This is a genomic window from Dyella caseinilytica, assembly GCF_016865235.1.
GTDB classification, from domain to species: Bacteria; Pseudomonadota; Gammaproteobacteria; order Xanthomonadales; family Rhodanobacteraceae; genus Dyella_B; species Dyella_B caseinilytica.
The window spans coordinates 4,042,861-4,063,696 of the sequence record NZ_CP064030.1 but is presented as its reverse complement, the minus strand read 5'-3'; the positions used below and the strand labels follow the sequence as shown (position 1 = coordinate 4,063,696).

Annotated in this window: 16 protein-coding genes; 7 read left to right on the top strand and 9 right to left on the bottom strand. The window is 60.3% G+C overall.

Features of this window, described 5'->3' with window-relative positions; all coding sequences use genetic code 11:
• Window positions 1-67 precede the first annotated feature (67 nt).
• Window positions 68-2,572, top strand: a complete 2,505-nt coding sequence (gene hrpB, locus ISN74_RS17905; RefSeq protein WP_188800511.1) for an ATP-dependent helicase HrpB — start codon at window positions 68-70, stop codon at window positions 2,570-2,572.
• A gap of 21 nt (window positions 2,573-2,593) precedes the next feature.
• Here the strand turns inward: hrpB and ISN74_RS17900 are convergent, their stop codons facing one another.
• The gene (locus ISN74_RS17900) at window positions 2,594-3,577 is read right to left on the bottom strand and encodes an NAD-dependent epimerase/dehydratase family protein (protein ID WP_188800510.1); all 984 of its coding nucleotides are present in this window, start codon (window positions 3,575-3,577) and stop codon (window positions 2,594-2,596) included.
• 97 nt (window positions 3,578-3,674) lie between these two features.
• Between ISN74_RS17900 and ISN74_RS17895 the strand changes: the two genes are divergently transcribed.
• The 3 genes from ISN74_RS17895 (at window position 3,675) to ISN74_RS21250 (ending at window position 8,865) form a co-directional block, all read left to right on the top strand.
• Window positions 3,675-4,610, top strand: coding sequence for a LysR family transcriptional regulator (locus ISN74_RS17895; RefSeq protein ID WP_229679352.1), 936 nt, complete (start codon window positions 3,675-3,677; stop codon window positions 4,608-4,610).
• 319 nt (window positions 4,611-4,929) lie between these two features.
• Window positions 4,930-5,628, top strand: a complete 699-nt coding sequence (locus ISN74_RS17890) for an ArsR/SmtB family transcription factor (RefSeq protein WP_188800508.1) — start codon at window positions 4,930-4,932, stop codon at window positions 5,626-5,628.
• A 723-nt stretch (window positions 5,629-6,351) separates the two neighbouring features.
• The gene (locus ISN74_RS21250; protein ID WP_188800507.1) at window positions 6,352-8,865 is read left to right on the top strand and encodes a PKD domain-containing protein; all 2,514 of its coding nucleotides are present in this window, start codon (window positions 6,352-6,354) and stop codon (window positions 8,863-8,865) included.
• Window positions 8,866-8,940: 75 nt separating this feature from the next.
• On the opposite strand, the gene ISN74_RS17880 is transcribed toward ISN74_RS21250, so the two are convergent.
• Window positions 8,941-9,639, bottom strand: a complete 699-nt coding sequence (locus ISN74_RS17880) for a TetR/AcrR family transcriptional regulator (RefSeq protein WP_188800506.1) — start codon at window positions 9,637-9,639, stop codon at window positions 8,941-8,943.
• Window positions 9,640-9,721: 82 nt separating this feature from the next.
• Between ISN74_RS17880 and ISN74_RS17875 the strand changes: the two genes are divergently transcribed.
• Window positions 9,722-11,263 (top strand): MDR family MFS transporter, encoded by a 1,542-nt coding sequence (locus ISN74_RS17875; protein ID WP_188800505.1) that lies wholly within the window; start codon window positions 9,722-9,724, stop codon window positions 11,261-11,263.
• A 101-nt stretch (window positions 11,264-11,364) separates the two neighbouring features.
• Here ISN74_RS17875 and rluF read toward each other — a convergent pair whose 3' ends face one another.
• The 3 genes from rluF to ISN74_RS17860 are packed head-to-tail and all read right to left on the bottom strand — an operon-like array spanning window position 11,365 to window position 13,865.
• The gene (rluF, locus tag ISN74_RS17870) at window positions 11,365-12,084 is read right to left on the bottom strand and encodes a 23S rRNA pseudouridine(2604) synthase RluF (RefSeq protein WP_188800504.1); all 720 of its coding nucleotides are present in this window, start codon (window positions 12,082-12,084) and stop codon (window positions 11,365-11,367) included.
• 12 nt (window positions 12,085-12,096) lie between these two features.
• Window positions 12,097-12,876, bottom strand: a complete 780-nt coding sequence (locus ISN74_RS17865) for an ABC transporter permease (protein ID WP_188800503.1) — start codon at window positions 12,874-12,876, stop codon at window positions 12,097-12,099.
• Entirely contained in the window at window positions 12,873-13,865 is a 993-nt protein-coding gene (locus ISN74_RS17860) for an ABC transporter ATP-binding protein (protein ID WP_188800502.1), read from the bottom strand. Before ISN74_RS17860 ends, ISN74_RS17865 begins: the two co-directional genes overlap by 4 nt.
• A 166-nt stretch (window positions 13,866-14,031) precedes the next feature.
• Between ISN74_RS17860 and ISN74_RS17855 the strand changes: the two genes are divergently transcribed.
• Window positions 14,032-14,778 carry an FAD-binding oxidoreductase gene (locus tag ISN74_RS17855; protein WP_188800501.1) on the top strand — a complete coding sequence of 249 codons (747 nt, stop codon included), beginning with the start codon at window positions 14,032-14,034 and terminating at the stop codon, window positions 14,776-14,778.
• 588 nt (window positions 14,779-15,366) lie between these two features.
• The gene (locus ISN74_RS17850) at window positions 15,367-15,720 is read left to right on the top strand and encodes a hypothetical protein (RefSeq protein ID WP_188800500.1); all 354 of its coding nucleotides are present in this window, start codon (window positions 15,367-15,369) and stop codon (window positions 15,718-15,720) included.
• A 101-nt stretch (window positions 15,721-15,821) separates the two neighbouring features.
• On the opposite strand, the gene ISN74_RS17845 is transcribed toward ISN74_RS17850, so the two are convergent.
• The 4 genes from ISN74_RS17845 to ISN74_RS17830 all read right to left on the bottom strand — a co-directional run bounded on the left by ISN74_RS17845 (window position 15,822) and on the right by ISN74_RS17830 (window position 20,832).
• A complete protein-coding gene (locus ISN74_RS17845; RefSeq protein ID WP_188800499.1) occupies window positions 15,822-16,100 on the bottom strand; it encodes a hypothetical protein in 279 nt (92 codons plus the stop codon).
• Window positions 16,101-16,203: 103 nt separating this feature from the next.
• Window positions 16,204-17,211 (bottom strand): fimbrial protein, encoded by a 1,008-nt coding sequence (locus tag ISN74_RS17840; RefSeq protein WP_188800498.1) that lies wholly within the window; start codon window positions 17,209-17,211, stop codon window positions 16,204-16,206.
• A gap of 91 nt (window positions 17,212-17,302) precedes the next feature.
• On the bottom strand, window positions 17,303-20,092 hold the full coding sequence (locus ISN74_RS17835) for a fimbria/pilus outer membrane usher protein (RefSeq protein ID WP_188800497.1): 2,790 nt from the start codon (window positions 20,090-20,092) through the stop codon (window positions 17,303-17,305).
• Window positions 20,089-20,832, bottom strand: a complete 744-nt coding sequence (locus ISN74_RS17830; protein WP_188800496.1) for a fimbrial biogenesis chaperone — start codon at window positions 20,830-20,832, stop codon at window positions 20,089-20,091. The genes ISN74_RS17835 and ISN74_RS17830 overlap by 4 nt, the downstream gene beginning before the upstream one ends.
• Window positions 20,833-20,836: the final 4 nt, after the last annotated feature.

The following is a 20,836-nucleotide window of genomic DNA, read 5'->3' as shown; positions in this document are numbered from 1 at the left end:
TGTGTCTGCAAACTGCGTGGTGGCGGAAAATGGGCATGGATCGAGTCCCCATTTATGATGGGTGCGTATGAATGCACCCACGTTTCCCATCACCCCGCTACTTCCCGATATCCGCCGCTCGCTTGCCGAGCAGCCGCGGCTGGTGTTGGAGGCGCCGCCGGGCGCCGGCAAGACCACCCAGGTGCCCCTGACGCTACGCGATGAATCTTGGCTGGAAGGCCGGAAAATCGTGATGCTCGAACCGCGCCGTATCGCGGCGCGTGCAGCGGCGCAGTTCATGGCGCAGCAACTGGGCGAGCAGGTGGGGCAGACGGTTGGTTACCGGATTCGCTTCGAGTCGAAGGTCAGCGCGGCAACGCGTATCGAAGTTGTCACCGAAGGCATACTCACGCGTCTCGTCCAGGATGATCCCGAACTCACGGACATCGGTGCGATCCTGTTCGACGAATTCCACGAACGCCATCTGGCGGGCGATCTTGGTGCAGCGCTGGCGCTGGATATCCAGGCTACCTTGCGGCCCGATCTGCGCATCGTGGTGATGTCCGCGACGCTGGATGGTGAACGCATCGCGCAGTGGTTGGATGCGCCGCGTATCAGCAGCCCCGGACGCAGTTTTCCGGTGCGTATCGATTATCCGCCAGCGCGTGCACAGGAGAGTGTCGAACATCATCTGGCGCGTGTCATACGACAGGCGCTGGACGACAACGACGGCGATGTGTTGGCTTTTCTACCGGGACGCCGGGAAATCATCCGTGCGCAGAGCGTGCTGACGCAGACACTGCAACGGGACGATATCGATGTGGTCGCCTTGCATGGCGAGCTGTCGCTCGCCGAGCAGCAACTCGCACTCGCGCCGGCCGAAGCTGGCATGCGGCGCATTGTGCTGGCAACCAACGTGGCCGAATCCAGCATCACTTTGCCGGGCATTCGCGCCGTCGTCGATACCGGCCTCGCACGCGAGCCGCGTTTTGATCCCAACACCGGTTTCACCCGTCTGGAAACAGTCGCGATTTCGCAGGCGTCAGCCGATCAGCGCGCCGGCCGAGCTGGCCGTGTGGCTGAAGGCACGGCGTATCGCCTATGGCCGCAAAGCCGCCGGTTGGATTCTTCGCGTACGGCGGAAATCACGCAGGCGGAATTGTCGGGCCTCGCTCTCGAACTGGCGGCGTGGGGCAGTGCGGAACTGCCGTGGCTGGACACGCCACCCGTCGGCGCTTTGGCACAGGCGCGTGAATTGTTGGCGCGCCTCGGTGCACTGGATGCGCAACAACGCATCACTGCGCTGGGTCGCCGCATGCTGGAGCTCGGCGCAACGCCGCGTCTCGGCGCAGCGGCTTTGCGCGCACCGGAAACGCTATACGCGCTGATCGCTGATCTGCTCGCCTTGATGGAAGCACGCTCGCCGCTGCGTGGCGAAAGTGCGCGCAGTGACGATTTCCGCGTGCGTGTCCACGCGCTGCACGCATGGCGTGATCGGCGCAGTGCAACAGGTTCTAACAGCGGTGCCGACGCCGGAGCCTTGGCTGCGATCGAGCAAGCCAGCAAAGGCTGGCGCTGCCGTCTGGATGTGCGTAGCGCGGCGAGTGGGGTGCCGCATAGTCATGCGGTGGGCGATTTACTTCTGCATGCTTTTCCTGACCGCATTGCACGTCAGGATGAAAACAATCCGTTGCGCTACACCCTGGCCAATGGGCGCGGCGCGCGTCTGCACGAACAGACGGCGTTGCTGGGCGAGCCATGGCTGGTCGCGCTGGATCTGCGGCATGAAGCGCGCGATAGCCTGATCCTTGCCGCCGCGCCACTCGATCCGCGTGTGCTGGAACAGGATTTCCCCGAGCAGTTTCAACGTGGTCGCCATGTGCGCTGGAACGACGAGCGTGCTGCCGTCGAGGCGTTCGAAGAACGCCGTTTCGGTGCGATTGTGCTGGAGCGGCGCAGTGTGCCGGTGCAGGCGGAAGATGCCGTACCAGCGCTACTGTCCGCGATTCGCGCGCGTGGCCTGGATGCGTTGCCTTGGAGCGAAACCGCGCGTCGCCTGCGCATGCGCATGCAGTCCTTGCGCGAATGGATGCCGGAGCTGGAACTGCCCGATGTGTCCGATGCGTGGCTGCTCGACCGCCTGCAGGATTGGCTGGCGCCGTACCTCCAAGGCAAGCGCAAACTGGATGCACTGTCGGAAGATGATCTTTCGCAGGCGCTATCGGCGCTGTTCAATTACGAGCAGCGCAGACAGCTCGATGCGCAGGCACCGGATAGCCTGACGGTTCCCAGTGGGCAGGTACGCCGGTTGGAATACATTCCCGGCGACGCGCCTGTGCTTGCGGTCAAGCTGCAGGAACTGTTCGGTTTGGCGGACACGCCTCGTGTCGCCGGTGACCGCATTCCTGTGACCCTGCACCTGCTATCGCCGGCCGGGCGACCCATCCAGGTCACCCAGGATCTGAAAGGCTTCTGGGAACGCACCTATCCGGAAGTGAAGAAGGAACTGAAAGGACGCTATCCCAAGCATCCCTGGCCGGATGATCCGTGGACGGCGACACCCACCCATCGTGCGAAGCCGCGCGGCACCTGATGCACGCCATGTGATGAGGCTTCAGGCCGCCTGCTTCAGAGCATCCGCTTGCGAAGGCATGCAGGCAGTGGCAATTAGCGTGGTGCTCAACGCTTGTTCGAGCGGCGTATACGGTTTGTCGCCAAGAAACGCGACCAGCTTGCGATCATCAAGCTGCACCGGCGACTGCCACAGATAACGCATCTTGCGCACTTCGCGCAGCGTTTCCATGAAAGGCGCGAGCGCGGCGGTCAGCCACCACGCAAAATGGCCGGCGGCGAGGCGTGGGTTATTCGTGACACGGCGCAGTGCATCGAGCATGTCGTGACCATCCAGCCAATAGCCGCCGAAATGGAACCGCTCGAACGCAGCCAGTTCGTGCTCACGTTCAAGCAGGCGCGCGATGGTTTCTGCGACATCCGGCAAATAAGCCCAGGCGTGACCCGTAGCGTAGTCGCCGGGGTACTGAAGTGTTTTTAGGGGACTGCCCGCCTTCATCAGCCCCTGCGAAAACCAGGTGTTGCCAGCATGCGGACCGATGAAATCGCCACAACGAATGATCAGTACGCGCGCGCCAGCGTTGGTTGCTGCGGCCAGCCGGCGCTCCATCTCCACACGGATTTCGCCTTTGCGCGTCTGCGGGTGCTGCGGGGCGTCTTCCTGCAATAAAGGAAAGGCGTCCGGGCCGTAGTTATAGATGGTGCCGGGTAGCACGATGCGTGCGTGGTTGGCTTTTGCGGCGGCGATGGTGTTGTCCACCATCGGCAGCACCAGGGTTTCCCAGTCGCGATACCCGGGAGGGTTGACGGCGTGCACGATCACATCAACGCCTTCGCTTGCCGCCAGCACATCGGCCTGCTGCATGGCGTCACCCTTGATCCAGGTGATGCCGTCCTGGTTGCCTTCAGCCGCCGGGTGGCGCACCAGTGCGCGAACCTGCCAGCCGTGACGTTGCAGGGCCAGGCAAGTTTCCTTGCCGATGCCGCCGTTGGCGCCGATAACCAGAGCTGTCTTTGAGGTATTCATGACGGTGTCCTCTGCGGGGATGGATTTAGTCTGGCCCTGCGGGGCATCAAAGAAAATTGCCTAATACCGTAGATCTGCTATACAAATATGTATGGACATGACCGAGCCTGATTGGCAGCTCTACCGCTCTTTCCTCGCAGTGATGCGCGAAGGGAGCCTCTCCGGTGCGGCGCGCAGCTTGGGAATGACGCAGCCGAGCCTGGGGCGGCATATCCGCGAGCTGGAGGACATCCTTGGTGTCTCGTTATTCGCGCGGTCGCAGCAGGGATTGGCGCCTACCGACTTGGCGCACGAGCTGGTCCCGCATGCGCAAGCGATGGCGTCGGCATCCGCCGCGCTGCGCCGCGCCGCGACCACCCGGAAGGATGCGATTGCAGGTGTGGTGCGCGTGACGGCAAGCGAGATGATGGGTGCCGAGGTGCTGCCGCCGATACTCGCCGCATTTCGGCAACAGCATCCGGGCATCGTGATCGAGCTGTCGCTGTCCAACGAACCCGAAGATCTATTGCGGCGTGATGCCGATATCGCGGTCCGCATGATGCGTCCCACGCAAGGTGCCCTGGTGGCGAGGCATATCGGCAAGATCGCGCTGGGTTTCTTTGCGCATAAGCGGTATATCGAAGCCAATGGCAGGCCAGAGACGGTGGCCGATCTGGCGGGGCATTCGCTGATCGGCTTCGATACGGAGACGCCCTACATTCGCAGCATGCGTCCAGCGGATCTGCCCTACACGCGCGAGCATTTCGCCTTGCGCACGGACAATGACCTTGCATCGGTGGCAGCCATACGCGCCGGCTATGGCATCGGCATCTGCCAGATAGGTATCGCCCGTCGTGATTCCAACTTGATCCATCTGCTGCCGGGTCGCTTTACATTACAGATGGATACGTGGGTAGTGATGCACGAAGACTTGCGTCGCAGTGTACGCACACGCGCGCTTTATGATCATTTTTGCGTGGCGTTGAGTGAGTATGCGGCGCAGTCGATCGGGCGTCCGGCGAAGCACGCGAAAAACCAAGGCTCGCGTCGATAGGGTGAGCCTTCGTCATGTTTGGAAACACCGCGCCGTCATTCCGGCGAAGGCCGGAATCCATCGCCAGTGCGTAGCGTGGATTCCGGCCTTCGCCGGAATGACGCTACGGTAATAGTGAGCGTGACGAAGTAGGTGTGGCGCTCGCGTCATCCACGTGAATATAAAGATTAAATGCCAATTTAAACCCGGGGCGTTGGGCGTCTTTCCAACGTTCCGGCCGTTCAGAGCGTAATGCCAGAACGGTAGAACAGCGGCGAATACCGGTGATGTTTCGTCCGCCAGCGAAGCGTTTCAGGGACGTGCCGGTTAGACTGCGAGCATGACTGAAGCCAGTCCGCTCACCCGTTATCAACTTGCCGAACTGGGCGCCTTGTTGGCTGAGCCGGCACGCGCGGCCATCTTGCTCGCGCTCATGGATGGCACCACGCGTCCCGCGGGTGAGCTGGCACAGATTGCTGGCGTCAGCGCAGCCACAGCGAGCGCGCATCTGAAGCGTTTGCTCGACGGTGGCCTGCTGAGTCTGCATGAACAAGGGCGGCATCGCTATTTCCGACTGGCCAACGATGATGTGGCGGCCTGGCTGGAAGGCATGGCTTTGCCACATGCTGCGCGCACGGCACCGATCGCTGCTGCGCGCGATCCTGCGTTATGCCGTGCGCGGACCTGCTATCGCCATTTGGCAGGGCAACTGGGCGTCGCGCTGTGTGAGGCTTGGCTGGAACGTGGCTGGCTGCATGCAGGTGGTGATGGTATGAGCCTCAGTCCAGCAGCCGCAGACGCTTTAGTGCAGGCAGGCTGGCAGGCGGCGCCGACGCAGCAGTTGTTGCGTTTGCATGGACGCAGCTGCCTGGATTGGACTGAGCGCCGTTTGCATTTGGGTGGTCCGCTTGGTGTGGCGATCACCAGCGCCATGCTGGATGCGGGTTGGTTGCGGCGCGTTCAACGCAATCGCGCACTGCTGCCGACGCAGGATGGATTACGCCGATTTGCAGAGCTCGGCGTGCGACTGGACGATTGACTGCATCGCGTGCGTTAGCATTCGTTCATGCTTTTGCAGCAGCGTGCATGTGAATGCACGCACATTTTCAATCGTGCAAATGTGAAGGCATGACGCAGTTGCTCGATCGCTCTTCACTTGCACGAAGCTTGCGATAACGATGTCAATGCATGCGCATGATCACCACGCCGCGTTATTTATCGAAACATCTTGCGTGAAACGCGCTTCACTTTCATGAAACGTTGACGAGATAAGTGAGCAAGCGCCGCGCTTCACGTTGAGCACGACATCGCCTGTCATGCGCCGGTAAAACTGCTATCGATAACAGTGTGCAAGTTTATACGTCGCTTCGCGCCATTAATTTTTGTGAATAAAGCAGGGCTTTTTGCTCACGTTCGCCGTCATGAGTTTCTGCGAATTGGTTCTATCCTTGCGCCTTGACGCAGGTTTATTCGGCGGATAGTTTCGATCGCATTCGTCATAGGGAGCACGCGACGAATGATTCCACGGCGACGCTATTCAATAGGGGAATACGCGTCGTTCGAGTGTTAGGTCGGCACTGCATGCAATGGGAGCGCAGGGGGAGCAGCAGTATGCCGAGGCTCGAGGAATCGCCGGGCAATCTCTATTGATACAACGGCGTCGCGTCCACGCGCGACTTAACTGTCATGGGGTACGTGCGACCTCATCGGGGTCGTTCGTCCTCAATTCCTGGGGAATTAGATAATGCCAAGCAATCTCCGTATGAAAACCCTCGTTGTAGCCATGGGTCTTGTTGCACTGGGTAGTTCCATCGGTGTCGCCGCGCAACCGGTGGCGAGTGGTGCAGTGGCTGCGGTGGCCAGCTCTGCGCTGGTGTCGTTGCATCCGGCCGTAACCTTGCGCAATGGCGACAAGGTGGTTGGGCCGCTCGCTTTTTCGCAGCCCCTTCATGTCGTGGTGACATTGAAGCTGCGCAACGAGCAGCAACTGGACCAGTACATTGCCAAGCCCGGCTTCAAGCCGCTGACATCCGCTCAGTTCAATGCGTCCTACGCGCCGACGGCGGAGCAGGCGCAATCGGTAGCTGACTTCCTGACCAAGGCTGGATTCACCAACGTCAAGATCGGCGCCAACAACGCGCTGGTGGAAGCGGATGGCCACGCTGATACGGCGCAGGCGGCTTTCAACACCAGCTTCGTGCATGTGAAGACGCATGACGGACGGGATGCGTACGCGAACAGCAGTGCTGTGCAGATTCCAGCCAGCTTGCAGGACGTCGTACACGCCGTGCTCGGTGTACAAAACGTGCACACCTCGCATGTGTTTGCGCGTTATCACGACCCGATCGCCGAGCATGCGTTGGCCACGCACCCTGATGCAACAGGTACCGCAGTAGGACATCAGCCGTCCGATTTCCCGGTGATCTATGGTGCCAGCAGTCTCGGTAACGTTACCTCCGTGCCGGTGGGTTCGGTGTCTTCCGGTACGTTGGCGAACGTGCTGAGCGATCTGAAGTCGGTGGATCCGAGCGTCACAATCAACATCAAGAACGACGATGACACCGCCAGCGGCAGCAATACCGGTGATGGCGAATGGGATCTGGATAGCCAGGACATCATCGCGTTCACTGGCGTTACGCAGTATTACTTCTACAATGCTGCATCGCTGGATGATTCGGATCTGCAGACCGACTACGCGAAAGTCGTATCGGACAACCTGCTCAAGGCGATCGACGTATCGCTGGGTGAGTGCGAAACCGATGCGCAGTCCGACGGTTCCGCTGCATCGAATGACACCACGTTCAAGCAGGCGGTCGCGCAAGGCCAGACTTTCTTCGTCTCCGCTGGCGATTCCGGTGCTGATGAGTGCGGTACTGGTGGCACCACGCCCAGCTGGCCGGCGAGTTCGGAGTACGTCACAGCGGTGGGCGGTACGGAGCTGTACACCACGGGCACCACCACGTGGGCCAGTGAAACCGTGTGGAACAACCTGAACGAGAACGAAGGCGCCACGGGCGGTAGCCCCAGCACCTTCGAGCCGATCCCGAGCTGGCAGCAGGGCGTGGCGGGCATCACCAACCAGACTTATCGCGGCGTGCCTGATATCGCCTTCGATGCCAGCCCTGACAGTGGCGCATTGGTCACGGTGGATGGTGAGTCCGGCCAGCAGATCGGCGGCACCAGCCTCGCTGCACCGTTGGCGGTGGGCTTCTGGGCGCATGTACTGCAAGCCAATGGCACCAGCCTGGGCTTCGCGGCGCCGGTGATCTACAAGGTCGCACAGTCCTCGTCGACCAACTACGCCAATGCCTTCCACGACGTCACATCGGGCAACAACGATGGTGAAACCGCCGGCACCGGCTGGGATTACACCACCGGCTGGGGCAGCGTGGTCGTCGGCCAGTTCAGCAGTCTGGCCGGTGGCAGTTCGTCGGGCGGTGATCCGGTGGCCAACTTCACCGATACGGTGAGCGGCCTCACGGTGAACTTCACCAATACGTCCACCGATACGGGCGGCACCATCACGTCGTACGCGTGGAATTTCGGCGATGGCAGCACGTCGACCTCGGCCAGCCCGAGTCACACGTACACGGCAGCAGGCACTTACACGGTGTCGCTGGAAGTGACCGACAGTACCGGCGCGACCAACACCAAGACCGGGACGGTCACGGTGTCGTCGGGTGCCAGCGGCAGCCCGGTCGCCAGCTTTACCGACAGCGTGAGTGGACTGACGGTCGCCTTCACCAACACGTCCACCGATACGGGCGGCACGATCAGCTCGTATGCCTGGAATTTCGGTGATGGCAGCAGCTCAACCGCGGCCAGCCCGAGCCACACCTATACCTCCGCCGGTACCTACACCGTCACGTTGCAGGTAACCGACAACACCGGTGCCAGCAACAGCACCAGCCAGTCGGTGACGGTTAGCAGCAGTAGCGGTGGTTCGGGTGTGTTCTCCAACAACACGCCGGTAGCCATTACCGGTGACAACTGGGCCGTCAGCAGCATCGCCGTGTCTGGTCAGGCGAGCAAGGCGCCTTCCAATCTGCAGGTGAGTGCCAACATCAGCTACGGCGGCTCGGCGAGCAGGCTGTCGGCTTACATCGTGGCGCCAAACGGTGACTACGCGGAGCTGCCGGTGCAAAACGCCAACGGCAGCAACACCTGGACGGTGAATGCCTCTTCGGTGGGTGCCAACGGCACTTGGTATCTGGAGATCTACAACTCCAGTTCACGTACCACGGGCACCTTGAACAGCTGGGGCCTGGATTTCTAAGTGCGTGACAACGCGCACGGAAGTGCGTTTTCTGTTTGCGACAAGGCCCGGTTAACCGGGCCTTGTCTTGTCAGATCAAGACTTGGGGCTCACGCCATGCGAAATGATCGCAACGGCATGCCGCGCGATGTCGGCAGGACCCAGTTTGGAACGAAGAGGATCACTCTGCCATGCCTTGATAGCGATCAGCGGCATGATGGTCAGACCAAGAATCGACATGAAAAGCAGGGAAGGTTCGAAATCGCGATTCAACTTGCCTTCCGCTTGCCAATGCGCGATGCAATCGACGATGGATTGCTGATACAGCGTGCCATAGCGCTGCTGGATGCGCTGCCGCAATATGCCGTTGTCGCTGAGTACTTCGCGCATCCATAGTGCGGGAAACCATGGATGTTCCGTCGCGGTCTTCATCAACCGCTCTGTCAATTGGGTGATGACCGTGACGGGGTCGCCGGTGTTGATATCGAAGGTCTTGCCGATAGCGATGCGACGCGGCTGGATACGTTCCTCGATCAATACGTCCAGCAACTGATCGCGGGTCTTGAAGTAGTAGTGGAGCATGGCTGCGGTGACGCCTGCCTCGCGGGCGATGGCCGACAAGGAGGTGTCCACGATGCCTTGTCGGGCAAACAGCACCAGTGCCGTATCGAGCAGGCGGTTGCGTTGCTCCAGGCCGTTCACTGAACCGGAAGGACGGCCAGGGCGCCGGCTGGCAGGGGGATCGCCGGCTTGGGATGTGCGCTGGGCCGGCGCGTTTTTGCTACGAGACGCCATCGTGATTCATCACCGATTGACTGAACTGGGCAGTACGCTATATATTAATGAAGTCATTAATTAATTTCAACAAAGTGGCCCTATGAGCGCCGACGCATCGTTGTCTGTCGAAAAATCCCCACCGGCGGCCGAGCAGCAAGAGCCGATATCCGCGCGCGAGCACCCGCCCGTGCGACTGCTGTTTTCTGCCTTGCTGCTGGTGATGCTGCTGGCCGCGCTGGACCAGACCATCGTCTCTACCGCCCTGCCGACCATCGTGGGCGAGCTAGGTGGCCTGGAAAATCTGTCTTGGGTGGTGACGGCCTACTTGCTGACATCGACCATCGTGGTGCCGTTGTACGGCAAGTTCGGTGACTTGTTTGGCCGGAAGATCGTGCTGCAGGCGGCCATCGCGCTGTTTCTGGCCGGATCAGCCTTGTGCGGACTGGCGCAGAACATGACCGAGCTGATCCTGATGCGTGCGCTGCAGGGCCTCGGTGGCGGTGGTTTGCTGGTGGTGACGATGGCAGCGATCGGTGATGTGATTCCACCGGCGGAGCGCGGTCGCTTCCAAGGCATGTTCGGTGCCATCTTCGGCCTGGCGACAGTGATCGGTCCGCTGATCGGCGGTTTCCTGGTGCAGCATCTGAGCTGGCGCTGGATCTTCTACATCAACCTGCCGCTAGGCATTCTGGCGTTGTCGGTGATCAGTGCGGTATTCAAGCCACACGTGGCGCATATCAAGCACGAAATCGACTACATGGGCGCCGCGTTCCTGGCGACCGCGCTGACCTGCATTGTGTTGTTCACGACGCAGGGTGGCGTGACGCTGCCGTGGTCGTCGGCGCAGTTGTGGTTCACGCTGGTATTCGGTCTGGTGGCGCTGGTCGGCTTTGTGTACGAGGAGAGGCATGCCTCCGAGCCGATCATTCCGCTGGTGTTGTTCAAGGAGCGTACGTTCCTGCTTTGCTCGCTGATTGGTTTCATTATCGGCACCTCGCTGTTCGGTGCGATGACCTTTCTCCCGTTGTATCTGCAGGTGGTGAAAAACTCCACGCCGTCGCAAGCAGGTATGCAGCTGCTGCCGATGATGGTCGGTCTTACGATCAGCTCGATCATCAGCGGACGCACGATCAGTCGCATCGGCCGTTATCGCGTGTTTCCCATCATGGGCACGCTGGTGGCCTCCATCGCGATGGCGCTACTGGGCACACTCAACAACGAGACACCGGTGGAATATCTGTACGTGTATATCGGCCTGCTCGGTGTGGGACTGGGCATGGTGATGCAAGTGCTGGTGCTGGCGGTGCAGAACAGCGTGCACTTCAAATATATGGGCGTGGCTACATCCGGAACCACTTTGTTCCGTTCCATCGGCGGTTCCATTGGCGTGGCAACGTTCGGCGCGATGTTTACCAATGGACTGCATTCGCGGCTATCGGCAACCCTTCCCAAGGATGCCGTGTTGCCGCACTCGATGGGTCCCGATGGGGTGCATCACCTGCCTGACGCGATACGCTCGATCTATTTGCAGGCGTTTGGTGGTTCGTTGCACATGGTGTACACCACGGCGGCCTGCGTGATCGTGCTGGCTTTCTTGCTCGCCTGGTTGCTCAGGGATGTTCCGTTGCGCAAGAAACACTGATCTCAGGGTGGGGTTTCGGTTGGGTTGGCGCGGTATGGCTCAAACTCACAGATGTTGGGGCTACACCTCCCCGGCCTGCCTCCCCAACTAAGTAGACTCGGTCACCACTGCGTGCGGTGAGGCAGCAACCCCTTCAACTCCGCCTCGGTAAGGTTGCGCCATTGACCGATCTTCAGATGGCCTAGCTTGACGTTGATGATGCGCACGCGACGCAACTGGGTGACGCGATAGCCGAATTCCGCCGCCATCAGGCGAATTTGCCGGTTCAGGCCCTGGGTCAGCACGATGGCGAAGCCAAACTTCGCGATCTTGCGGGTACGGCAGGGCTTGGTCATCTGTCCATGGATGCGCACGCCACGTGCCATGCCGGCAAGGAATTCGTCGGTCACCGGTTTGTTTACGGCGACCAGGTATTCCTTTTCGTGGTGGTTTTCCGCACGCAGGATCTCATTGACGATATCGCCGTTGCTGGTGAGCAGGATCAGTCCTTCGGAGTCCTTGTCCAGGCGTCCGATCGGAAAAATGCGTTCGTGATGATCGACAAAATCGACGATATTGCCGCTTACGCTCTGATCGGTGGTGCAGGTGATGCCCACCGGCTTGTTCAACGCAATATAGACCGCGCGCTTGGCCGTCGGTGTACTGGCGAGGAGGCGCGGCTTGACGATCTCGCCATCGACGCGCACCTCGTCGCCCTCCAGCGCTTTGGCGCCGGTGGTGACGATTTCGCCGTTGATGGTGACGCGGCCTGCCAGTAGCCACTCATCGGCTTCGCGGCGCGAGCACAGTCCTGCCTCGCTGATGTATTTGTTGACGCGCATGAACCGGCGAATTTACGAACGCAAGCCGACGCCACGGCGCAGCAGGTTGAGCGCCAGCCACGACAAGCCGATCACAAAGATCATCATCACGCCAAACGCCACGCCAATTTGCACATCGCTGATGCCCAGCACGCCGAAACGGAAGGCATTGACCATGTACAGGATCGGGTTGATGCGCGAGATGGCCTGCCACGGTTCGCTGAGCATGTTGACCGAGTAGAACACGCCGCCGAGATAGGTGAGCGGTGTCAGTACGAAGGTCGGTACGAGCGCGATATCGTCAAACTTCTTGGCGTACACCGCATTGACGAACCCGGCCAGCGAGAAAATCGTCGCGCCGAAAAGCACTGACAAAATCGTGACCAGCGGGTGTGCCACATGCAGGTTGGTGAAGAACAATGCGATCAGCAGCACCAGCAGCCCCACCACCAGACCACGCGCCACGGCGCCCGTGACGTAACCAAGCAGAATGACCCAGTTCGACATCGGTGATACCAGCATTTCCTCCACCGAGCGCTGGAATTTCGCGCCGAAGAACGAGCTGGAAATATTGCCGTAGCTGTTGGTGATGATGCTCATCATCACCAGGCCCGGCACGATGTATTGCATGTAGGTGAATTCACCCTGGATGTTGCCGATGCGGCTGCCGATCAGCTTGCCAAAGATCACGAAGTACAGCGTCATCGTGATCGCGGGCGGAATCAGTGTCTGCGTCCAGATGCGCATGATGCGCACGATCTCACGGCGCACGATGGTGCGCAGGGCGATCAAATTGCCGGCGAAGTTACTCATGCCACTTTCTCCTTGCCGGACGCTTGCTTGTCCTGATCCTGCTGTCCCTGCTCTTGTCGACCATGTTCGACCAGTCGCACGAAGAGTTCTTCCAGTCGGTTGGTTTTGTTGCGCATCGAGGTGACGACGATGCCGTTCGTGGAGAACGCCTCGAACAGCGCATTCATCGCTTGGGTGCGTGGCATTTCCGCTTCCAGCGTGTGATCGTCGACACGCCGGAAGGTGATGCCCGGCAGCGACGGCAGATGCTCCGGCAGGTTGTCGACATCGAACACGAAGGTTTCCACGTCCAGCTTCGACAGCAACTGCTTCATCGAGGTGTTCTCCACGATGGTGCCGTGGTCGATGATGGCGATGTTGCGGCACAGCTGCTCGGCTTCTTCCAGGTAATGCGTGGTGAGAATCACCGTGGTGCCTGCCGCATTGATGCCGCTGATGAATTGCCACATGGAGCGGCGGATCTCGATATCCACGCCCGCGGTGGGCTCATCGAGAATCAGCAGGCGCGGCTCGTTCATCATCGCGCGCGCGATCATCAGGCGGCGCTTCATGCCGCCTGACAGCATGCGCGCCTGATCCTGGGCTTTATCCCAGAGACGCAGTTCCTTCAGGTATTTCTCCGCGCGCTCGGCGGCGATCCGTCGGGGGATGCCGTAGAAGCCGGCTTCGTTCACGCAGATGTCGAATGGCTTCTCGAACTGGTTGAAGTTGAGTTCCTGGGGCACCAGTCCGATCAGCTTCATCGCCTCGTTGCGGCGTTTGTTGACCGATACGCCAAAGATCTGCGCATCGCCGCCGGTGGAATTCACCAGCGAGGAGAGAATGCCGATCAGGGTGGATTTGCCGGCGCCGTTGGGTCCGAGAAGGGCGAAAAAGTCGCCCGGTTGCACCGTGAGGCTGATGCCTTTGAGGGCCTGGACGCCGTTACCGTAGGTTTTACGCAGATTGTCGACGACAAGTGCGGGGGTGGAAGACATGGGCTGCACCATTTTGTTCAGCCTCTTATTATAGCGGGCCTTGTCCCGGCGGCCGGTCTTGCTGGGCGCACGCATCGTTGGCGGTGGGAAACAACCCGTCAGCGGGGCAGTCACATTCACCGCCGCTTGGGCACGTCAAGTGTCTGATCTGGCACTTAAAAGTTCATTGGAAACCTGCATGGCCGAACACTTCACCCTGCGCCTCGCCGACAGCCGCATGCTGGCACCCACCGTACGGCACCTGGCTTTCGAGCGAGTCGACGGACAACCGCTGGCTTTCATTCCCGGCCAATTCCTGCAGATCCATTTTCAGTATGACGACGGCACGGCCACCAAGCGCAGCTACTCCGTAGCCACGGTGGGGGACGGCAGTTCGCCGGTGCCACGTATCGAGATTGCAGTGAGCTATGTGGATGGTGGTGCGGCCACCAAGCTGCTGAGCGAGCTGGAAGTGGGCGGCACGATCGAAGCGAGCGGCCCCTACGGGCGTTTCTGCTTGCAGGATGGCGACACGCATCCGCGTTACCTGCTGCTGGCCACGGGCACTGGCGTCACGCCGTATCGCGCGATGCTGCCGCAGTTCGAAAAGCTGCTGGCCAAGGGTGATCGCGAAGTCGTGCTGCTGTATGGCGCGCGCAACGAAATCGAACTGCTTTATGGCGAGGAGTTCGAAGCCTTCGCCAAGGCCAATCCCGGTTTCACCTTCCATGGCTGCCTGAGTCGACAGCCGCGTGCAACGCCGCGCCCCAGTGATCGCTCGGGACATGTGCAAAGCGTGCTGGCGGAACTCGCGCCGTCGGCGGCGCGGGATATCGCCTATCTGTGCGGCAATCCCAACATGGTCGATGCCGCCTTCAACACGCTGAAGGAATTCGGCCTGCCGATCCCGCAGATCCGGCGCGAGAAATACATTTCTTCGCGTTGATGCCGATATGGCGGTGCGGCGCCGCATCTTTCACGTATTCGGTTGTTTGCAAGCTGCGGGCGCATGAGCGTTCGCAGCGACTTCTCGGTCAAGATTTGCCGCATGACGGATAGAAGCATTGCGAATAAAGGCTAAAGCACGCCGGAATGTTGCCGATAAATCACTGCCCAGGGCGGGATGCCTTGCACAAGCGTCACGATCACGGCGCTTGAGGGGATCGATATGCTTTTTGCATAAGCGTCCGACTGCCCGCGGACGGGTGCGGTCTGCCTATCGATCAACGCGTGTCGCGCCAGAGAACCAACATGTGTGGCGCTGTCCTGATAAGCCATCTAACTTGTTGTTTCACTGGGAATTCACGTAAAGGTAACGACGACCGCACACTGACGCACGCGCAGGCTTTTTGACGGCTGCATCGCACGAACTATGTGATGTAGTTCTCATTTCAATGAAAAGGTTCGGCAGACGCTCTCAAGCCCCGGGGATGCGCCGCCGATGTGCCTTCATAGGTGCTCGCATGGTGCGCGGGCTCCGGTGGAGGGCAGCGCTATGCGTAGTAGGCAGTGGCTAGTTTGGACTGGATGTTTCTTGGCATCGACCCTGGGTATGTCCGCGGCGATGGCCGGTGGTGGCGGAACCGTTGACAGCGGAACGATCCGGTTTGCCGGTGCCGTTGTGGAGCCGACTTGCAGTGTTGCTTCCATGCAAGGCGTTCTGAATTTGGCTGCCAGCACGGGCCAAATACATTCCTCGCTTCAGCAAAACTGTTCCGATCCAGCAGCAACGACGGACGCGACGGCGAGTGCGTCCCGCCCCTTCCAGGTAAATGTTGTCCATCTATCTGGTGCGGAGTCCGATCAGGTGCTCCGGTATTTCGCAGGCTATGTTCGCGCCGCCCAGGCGTCGGCCGATCCTGTGTTGGTGACGCAGACCTACGAATGACATAGCTGATTAATCGGCAACTTGCGCGGAAAACTTGAGCCTTTCAAGTGAACGTCTGCCATGGTTGCAGCGTGTGCTTCGCATTTGGCAAACGCCCAAGATTATCGTTGTTCGTTTTTTGTGGGGCGCGGAAAGCATTTGCTGGTGTTGCCGTTTTCCGGCTTGATGCCCGGAGGGCACACCCATTTGCTGTTGCTTCCATTGGTTGAGGCGGCGTTGCCACCGTTGGTTTGGGCTGGTGTAGCAGTGGTGCTTCCTGCCTGAGTGGTGGTTGCGTTGGAGAGTGCTTTGCTGGTTGTTGAGGCGGTCTTCGAGGGTGGCGTTGCCTGAGCCGCGCTGGCCAGCACTATGGCTAGTGTAAAAGCGATACTTTTTTTCATGATGTGGTGCTCCTGGCCGGTGTATTGGTCCCGTGCTTTTTACGTTGTAGGCAGATTTGGGCGTCCGCTTCCCTGATCACTCCCGTGCTTCCATTTTCCAGGTTCACTGATATGTCAGCGTAAAGGTGGCGGATGCCGCCAATGTGCCGGGTGTGATCGTTGCTGCTGTCTGGTAGTAGCGCGCGGAGTAAGGAATAGTCATTTGACCGACGGGTGTCGTGCCTTCAGCTTCCGCCGTACCAAACGTTATCGGGGTGTTGGCTTGGTCGAGCACCTGTATGCCAATGCCACTGGTGCTGCCGCTGGTTGGCAACAGGACGCCCTGGATGCCGGAAGCGCTGCCGTTGTAGTTCATCGTGACTGACACGCTCATGCCTGCTGCGCCGGTGCAAGTCAATCCGATGGCAAACGGGGTGGTACCCGCCGTGGCGCCCACGCTGCCCAGAGCGGTGGTACTGATGGTCGGCAGCGTCACGTTGATCGGATTGGTGTTGACCGAGCAACTCGAGGTGACGAACGTGACTGGATTGCCCAGGACAAAGGCTTCGATTTGCGGATTGCCGCTACCCTGCCATTGCCAATAACCGAGTGTGCCCGCTGCGAGTGTGCTGCCGTTGGTAATAGTCCCGGTGGCAACGATTTCCATGATCGTCGGAAGGCTGAACGTGACGGTTGATCCACCGTTGTACGACGTGGACATGGTGGCGTATTGGTACATCGGCGCGCCGCCGTGGATGAGCGCATAGGAGACTCCCACCACGCCCGTCGGGAAGTATTGAACGCCTGCGCCTGGTGCCTTCCCTACATTGTTAGTGATGCCATTGTTGATCGTGTTGTAGCAGTCGTAGATGACACTGGGGTTCGGATTTATCGAACCCGACGTCCAGAGCACGGTGTTGGTCGCGACGTTGGCGGGTACCGCGATGGTGGAAGGCGGATTGAAGGTGACCGTTCCCTGTGCGCCTGGCGACTGAAAGTCCTCAATGCATTGCGCAAACACGTTGCCGGTGGGCGCGAAGCCCAATGCCAGCAACAAAAGCAACAGCCCACAGCGACCCCATCCCCTGCCGGGGCGGATCATGCGGTGGAAGAAATCGATAGCGTGCCTCATGACAGCCTCCGGGATGCGGCGGAAGCATCGACATTCATGGGCATCATGCGGGCAAGTGATATCGGGTGCATGAATCTGTGCTCCTGGGGCTTCATTTTCCCTGCATGCTTGTCATGGCCATGTCTGGCGACGCTTGCGAGCAAGTCACACTGATTTCGTCGGCACTGGCGTGTTTGCCACGGGGCAATACCGGTGCCTGGTAGGGGAACGAGCAAGCGTGGGCAGCGCCGCTGTCGTCCTGCCAGCGTGCCGTCAGCCGGCCAGCCGATTCGACGCCGCGCAGCAGGATCTGTCCAGACTGGCCGACCACACCCAGCGACGCGCCTTTATCGTCGAACACTTCGGCGCCGAAGGGCAGGGTTTGGCCGTTTTCGAGGCGCGCACGAACGATCAGCACGCGGCCATTCTTGGTCTTGAACTTCAGCATCACCACGGCGCCAGCATAGGGTGCGACCTGCGCACTGGTGGCATCGAGCTGCACGTCGAGCGGCAAACCCTTGGGATCAATTTGTATGGTATTGAGCTGGTAAGGCAGCAGGTATGGCACCACGGCATAGCCGAAGCTATCGATGCGTGCACCGGCTGAATTGTTCAGGCGAGCCCCTGCGGCACCCGGAACATAGATGATGCCCACCGTGTCGCCGATCGGCTGGCCGAAGGTGACGCCACCCGGATGCGCGATCACCGAACCGCTCGCACCTACCGATGCCTGTGAGTAGCCGCTGCCATCGCCATAGCTGGCGCTGACCACGGCATAGGGGCTGCGATAACCCACATTGACGCTGCCGGCATTGCCGCCGCCATCGCCGTTGTGCGTAGCTGTTGCGCCGTAGTTGAACTGATTGTCTGCGCCCAGCGTGCCGTTCACCATGGCCTGATCCTGCGCGCCGGTGCTCTGGTCGTGACCGACGTTCAGGGTGAAGACCGGCGAGTGTTCACTGTGGCCCAGCGGCAAGGTGAAGCTCACCAGGTACTCGTTGTCGTAACGGCCCAGCGGGTCGACGGTACGTGTTGCGGAGATGCTGTAGCCGAGCTGGTGGATATGACCGTTGTAGCCCACCTGGAACTGCGTATCGTTGCCGTGCTGGTTCCAATAGTCGCTGGCCGACACGTTGGCATAGATCGATCCGCCGTTGTGCCCCAGCGGCTGGCTTAGCGAGAGCGTGAACGTATTGCGCTGACGCTGCACGCCGGTGGCAGAGATCGGGTTGGTCGTGAATGAGCCACCCGCGAGCAGCGCCTGCTGTGCCGGCGACAGCGCACTGACCTCTGTGATGCCATCGATCGTCGGTATGCTCGTTTGCGGCACGATGGTGAACGCGTTGACACCTTCGCGTGCGTATTCACGTGCTTCGGCGGCTTGGGTGACGCTCAAAAAGCCGCCAGTGGAATAACTATAAGCCGCCACCGAGAAGGTCGTCTGGGTCGACGGGATGATCTTGCTGTAGGTCACGCGCAGACTTTGTCCGGACTGCGCCGCATAGCCAGGAATATGAGTGTTGGCCTGCGTGACATCCAGTGCGAATGCGCCGAAGTGCGTATTGACCGCGGCGCCCACCAGTGCGGCGCCATAGCCTTGCGAGCCGACGATGCCGGCATATCCGGTCAGCAGATTGCTGAAGCCGTGCTGGACGGTCGCCTGAAGCACGGCCGGCTTGTCGTGAATCGACGCATCACGCAGTTCGCCGACGGCGATATCAAAGCGAGTGATGTTGGGACGCAGTAACTGAGCCACGGAGGCGTAGGGTACGGTGAAGTTGCTTACGCGGCCGTCCGCTTCAGTCACCGTGACCAGCAAGTTGCCACCGTAGCCGATCGGATACAGGTCGTTGATCGAGAACGGTCCCGGCGACACGGTGGTTTCGTAGATGACCATGCCATTCTGCCGTACGGTGACCTTGGCATTGGTCTGCGCCACGCCGTGCACGACGGGTGCATAGCCTTGCAGGGATTGCGGACGCATGCGGTCATCGGTGCCGAGCTGTACGCCGCGGATACCGTAACTGTCGAAGACGGCGCCATCGGTGTAGCTGTCGCCGATCGTCAACATGGCCTGCAGCGAGGACAGGTCACGCTGCACATAGGCTTGAATGTTCTGCCATTGACGGCGCGAAGGCGTCGTGGGGGTGGCAGATTCCCAATTGACAGCGGCATCTTCGCGGAAATACCAAGGGCCAAGATTGAGGCCGCTGTTCAATCCCAGGTATGAAGTGGTCTGGCTCTGACCTTGGGAATCGAGGTGGTAGCTGTTGAAGTTGTAGTTCAGCAGCGCTGCCGGCACGCCGGCATCCCAGTATTGCGGGCTGACATAGCCACGCGGCATTTGACCCAGATAAGCCTGCGGCACGCTGGCGTCGAGCCGCAGCTGCGACATATCGAATGTCATGGTGGCGCTGGGAATCAGGTCGCCGATGCTTACGCAGCCCTTGGGGTCGGCCAGGCGAGCCTTGATGTCATCGGACAGTTTGGCCGGTTTCACCCGCAGCTGATCGAGCAGCTTTTGGTCTACGCACGGGATGGCGCTCGCATTGGCCGTCGTTGCGGCAAAACGCACGTCGCTGCGGCCAATCCAGACATTGTTGAGATAGATGTCAGTGTTGTAGCTGCCCGGCAGCACCGGATTGCCATGCTCGAAGCGCGACAGATCCGTGGTGTTCTGCCCGGAGCCGGACAACATGCTGCGATCGAAGTCGGCATAGCCGTTGCTGGCACTGGCGTCCGCACCGCTGGCAGCTACGGGAGATGCGTCGGCAGATGCGCTGGCGAAGGCGTTTGTCCAGCTGCCCAGTGCAGCGGCAATACCCACGCACAGTAAAATCTGGCGGCACACACCATGTCGGGCCGCTGAAGCCTTCTTATGGAATGTGCGCTGACGTGTCATGGTGCGACGTTGCCCTTGAAGGAAACAGTCGCGCCAAAATCATTGATAACGTTGAAGGCAACAGCGGTGCCCGCTGCAGGAGCCTCGGTCAATCCCTTGATCTTCAGGCGCAGGTTGCCGAGCGGATCGACCATGCCGTTGTCCGCGGTATACGACTTGCCATTCACCGTCAGCGACAGCTGGACGATGGTGACGTGGTACGGCGTGGGGTTACGCACTTCCAGTGCGTAGCCTTGCCCGTCTGCGACGGCCTTCCAGGTCATCTGTTCGGCGGCCTTATTGGCATCGCCAGCAAGATTGGCCGGACGGTAGAAAAATTTGAGCCGCGAGCGAATGGCCAGCTGCAGGGTGTTCTTGCCTGCATATTGCGGGCCGCTGGGCTTGGGCGGGATTTCCAGCACGTTGAGCCAGAACAGCGACTCGCGGTCACTGGGCAGCGGTGCCGGGGTGGAAATGATGCGCAGGTTCTGATCCTTGTGTGCCTCGATACGGAACAGCGGCGGCGTGATCAGGAAGGGCGCTTTGGCGTTATTCGGGGTGGAGTTGGGATCGCCATCATCGATCCATGCCTCGACCAGCGCAGGCTGCGCGTTGTCATTGGTCAGCCGAACAGTGACCTCGCCATCCTGCGCGGAAAACACCACGCGCGTGCCGGCAATCAGCACGTTGGCGTTGGCTGCAGTGGCGGTCAGGCAAAGCGCTATCAAGGCTGCGCGAGCTGCGCAGAGCAGGCTTTTCATGGAA

What these genes read in the sequence shown, in the direction of transcription:
- ISN74_RS17880 (WP_188800506.1), bottom strand. Translation starts at nt 9,639, where the DNA reads ATGGCGTCTCGTAGCAAAAACGCGCCGGCCCAGCGCACATCCCAAGCC.
- ISN74_RS17830 (WP_188800496.1), bottom strand. Translation starts at nt 20,832, where the DNA reads ATGAAAAGCCTGCTCTGCGCAGCTCGCGCAGCCTTGATAGCGCTTTGC.
- ISN74_RS17900 (WP_188800510.1), bottom strand. Translation starts at nt 3,577, where the DNA reads ATGAATACCTCAAAGACAGCTCTGGTTATCGGCGCCAACGGCGGCATC.
- ISN74_RS17875 (WP_188800505.1), top strand. Translation starts at nt 9,722, where the DNA reads ATGAGCGCCGACGCATCGTTGTCTGTCGAAAAATCCCCACCGGCGGCC.
- ISN74_RS17855 (WP_188800501.1), top strand. Translation starts at nt 14,032, where the DNA reads ATGGCCGAACACTTCACCCTGCGCCTCGCCGACAGCCGCATGCTGGCA.
- ISN74_RS17865 (WP_188800503.1), bottom strand. Translation starts at nt 12,876, where the DNA reads ATGAGTAACTTCGCCGGCAATTTGATCGCCCTGCGCACCATCGTGCGC.
- ISN74_RS21250 (WP_188800507.1), top strand. Translation starts at nt 6,352, where the DNA reads ATGAAAACCCTCGTTGTAGCCATGGGTCTTGTTGCACTGGGTAGTTCC.
- rluF (WP_188800504.1), bottom strand. Translation starts at nt 12,084, where the DNA reads ATGCGCGTCAACAAATACATCAGCGAGGCAGGACTGTGCTCGCGCCGC.
- ISN74_RS17895 (WP_229679352.1), top strand. Translation starts at nt 3,675, where the DNA reads ATGACCGAGCCTGATTGGCAGCTCTACCGCTCTTTCCTCGCAGTGATG.
- ISN74_RS17845 (WP_188800499.1), bottom strand. Translation starts at nt 16,100, where the DNA reads ATGAAAAAAAGTATCGCTTTTACACTAGCCATAGTGCTGGCCAGCGCG.
- ISN74_RS17835 (WP_188800497.1), bottom strand. Translation starts at nt 20,092, where the DNA reads ATGACACGTCAGCGCACATTCCATAAGAAGGCTTCAGCGGCCCGACAT.
- hrpB (WP_188800511.1), top strand. Translation starts at nt 68, where the DNA reads ATGAATGCACCCACGTTTCCCATCACCCCGCTACTTCCCGATATCCGC.
- ISN74_RS17860 (WP_188800502.1), bottom strand. Translation starts at nt 13,865, where the DNA reads ATGGTGCAGCCCATGTCTTCCACCCCCGCACTTGTCGTCGACAATCTG.
- ISN74_RS17840 (WP_188800498.1), bottom strand. Translation starts at nt 17,211, where the DNA reads ATGAGGCACGCTATCGATTTCTTCCACCGCATGATCCGCCCCGGCAGG.
- ISN74_RS17890 (WP_188800508.1), top strand. Translation starts at nt 4,930, where the DNA reads ATGACTGAAGCCAGTCCGCTCACCCGTTATCAACTTGCCGAACTGGGC.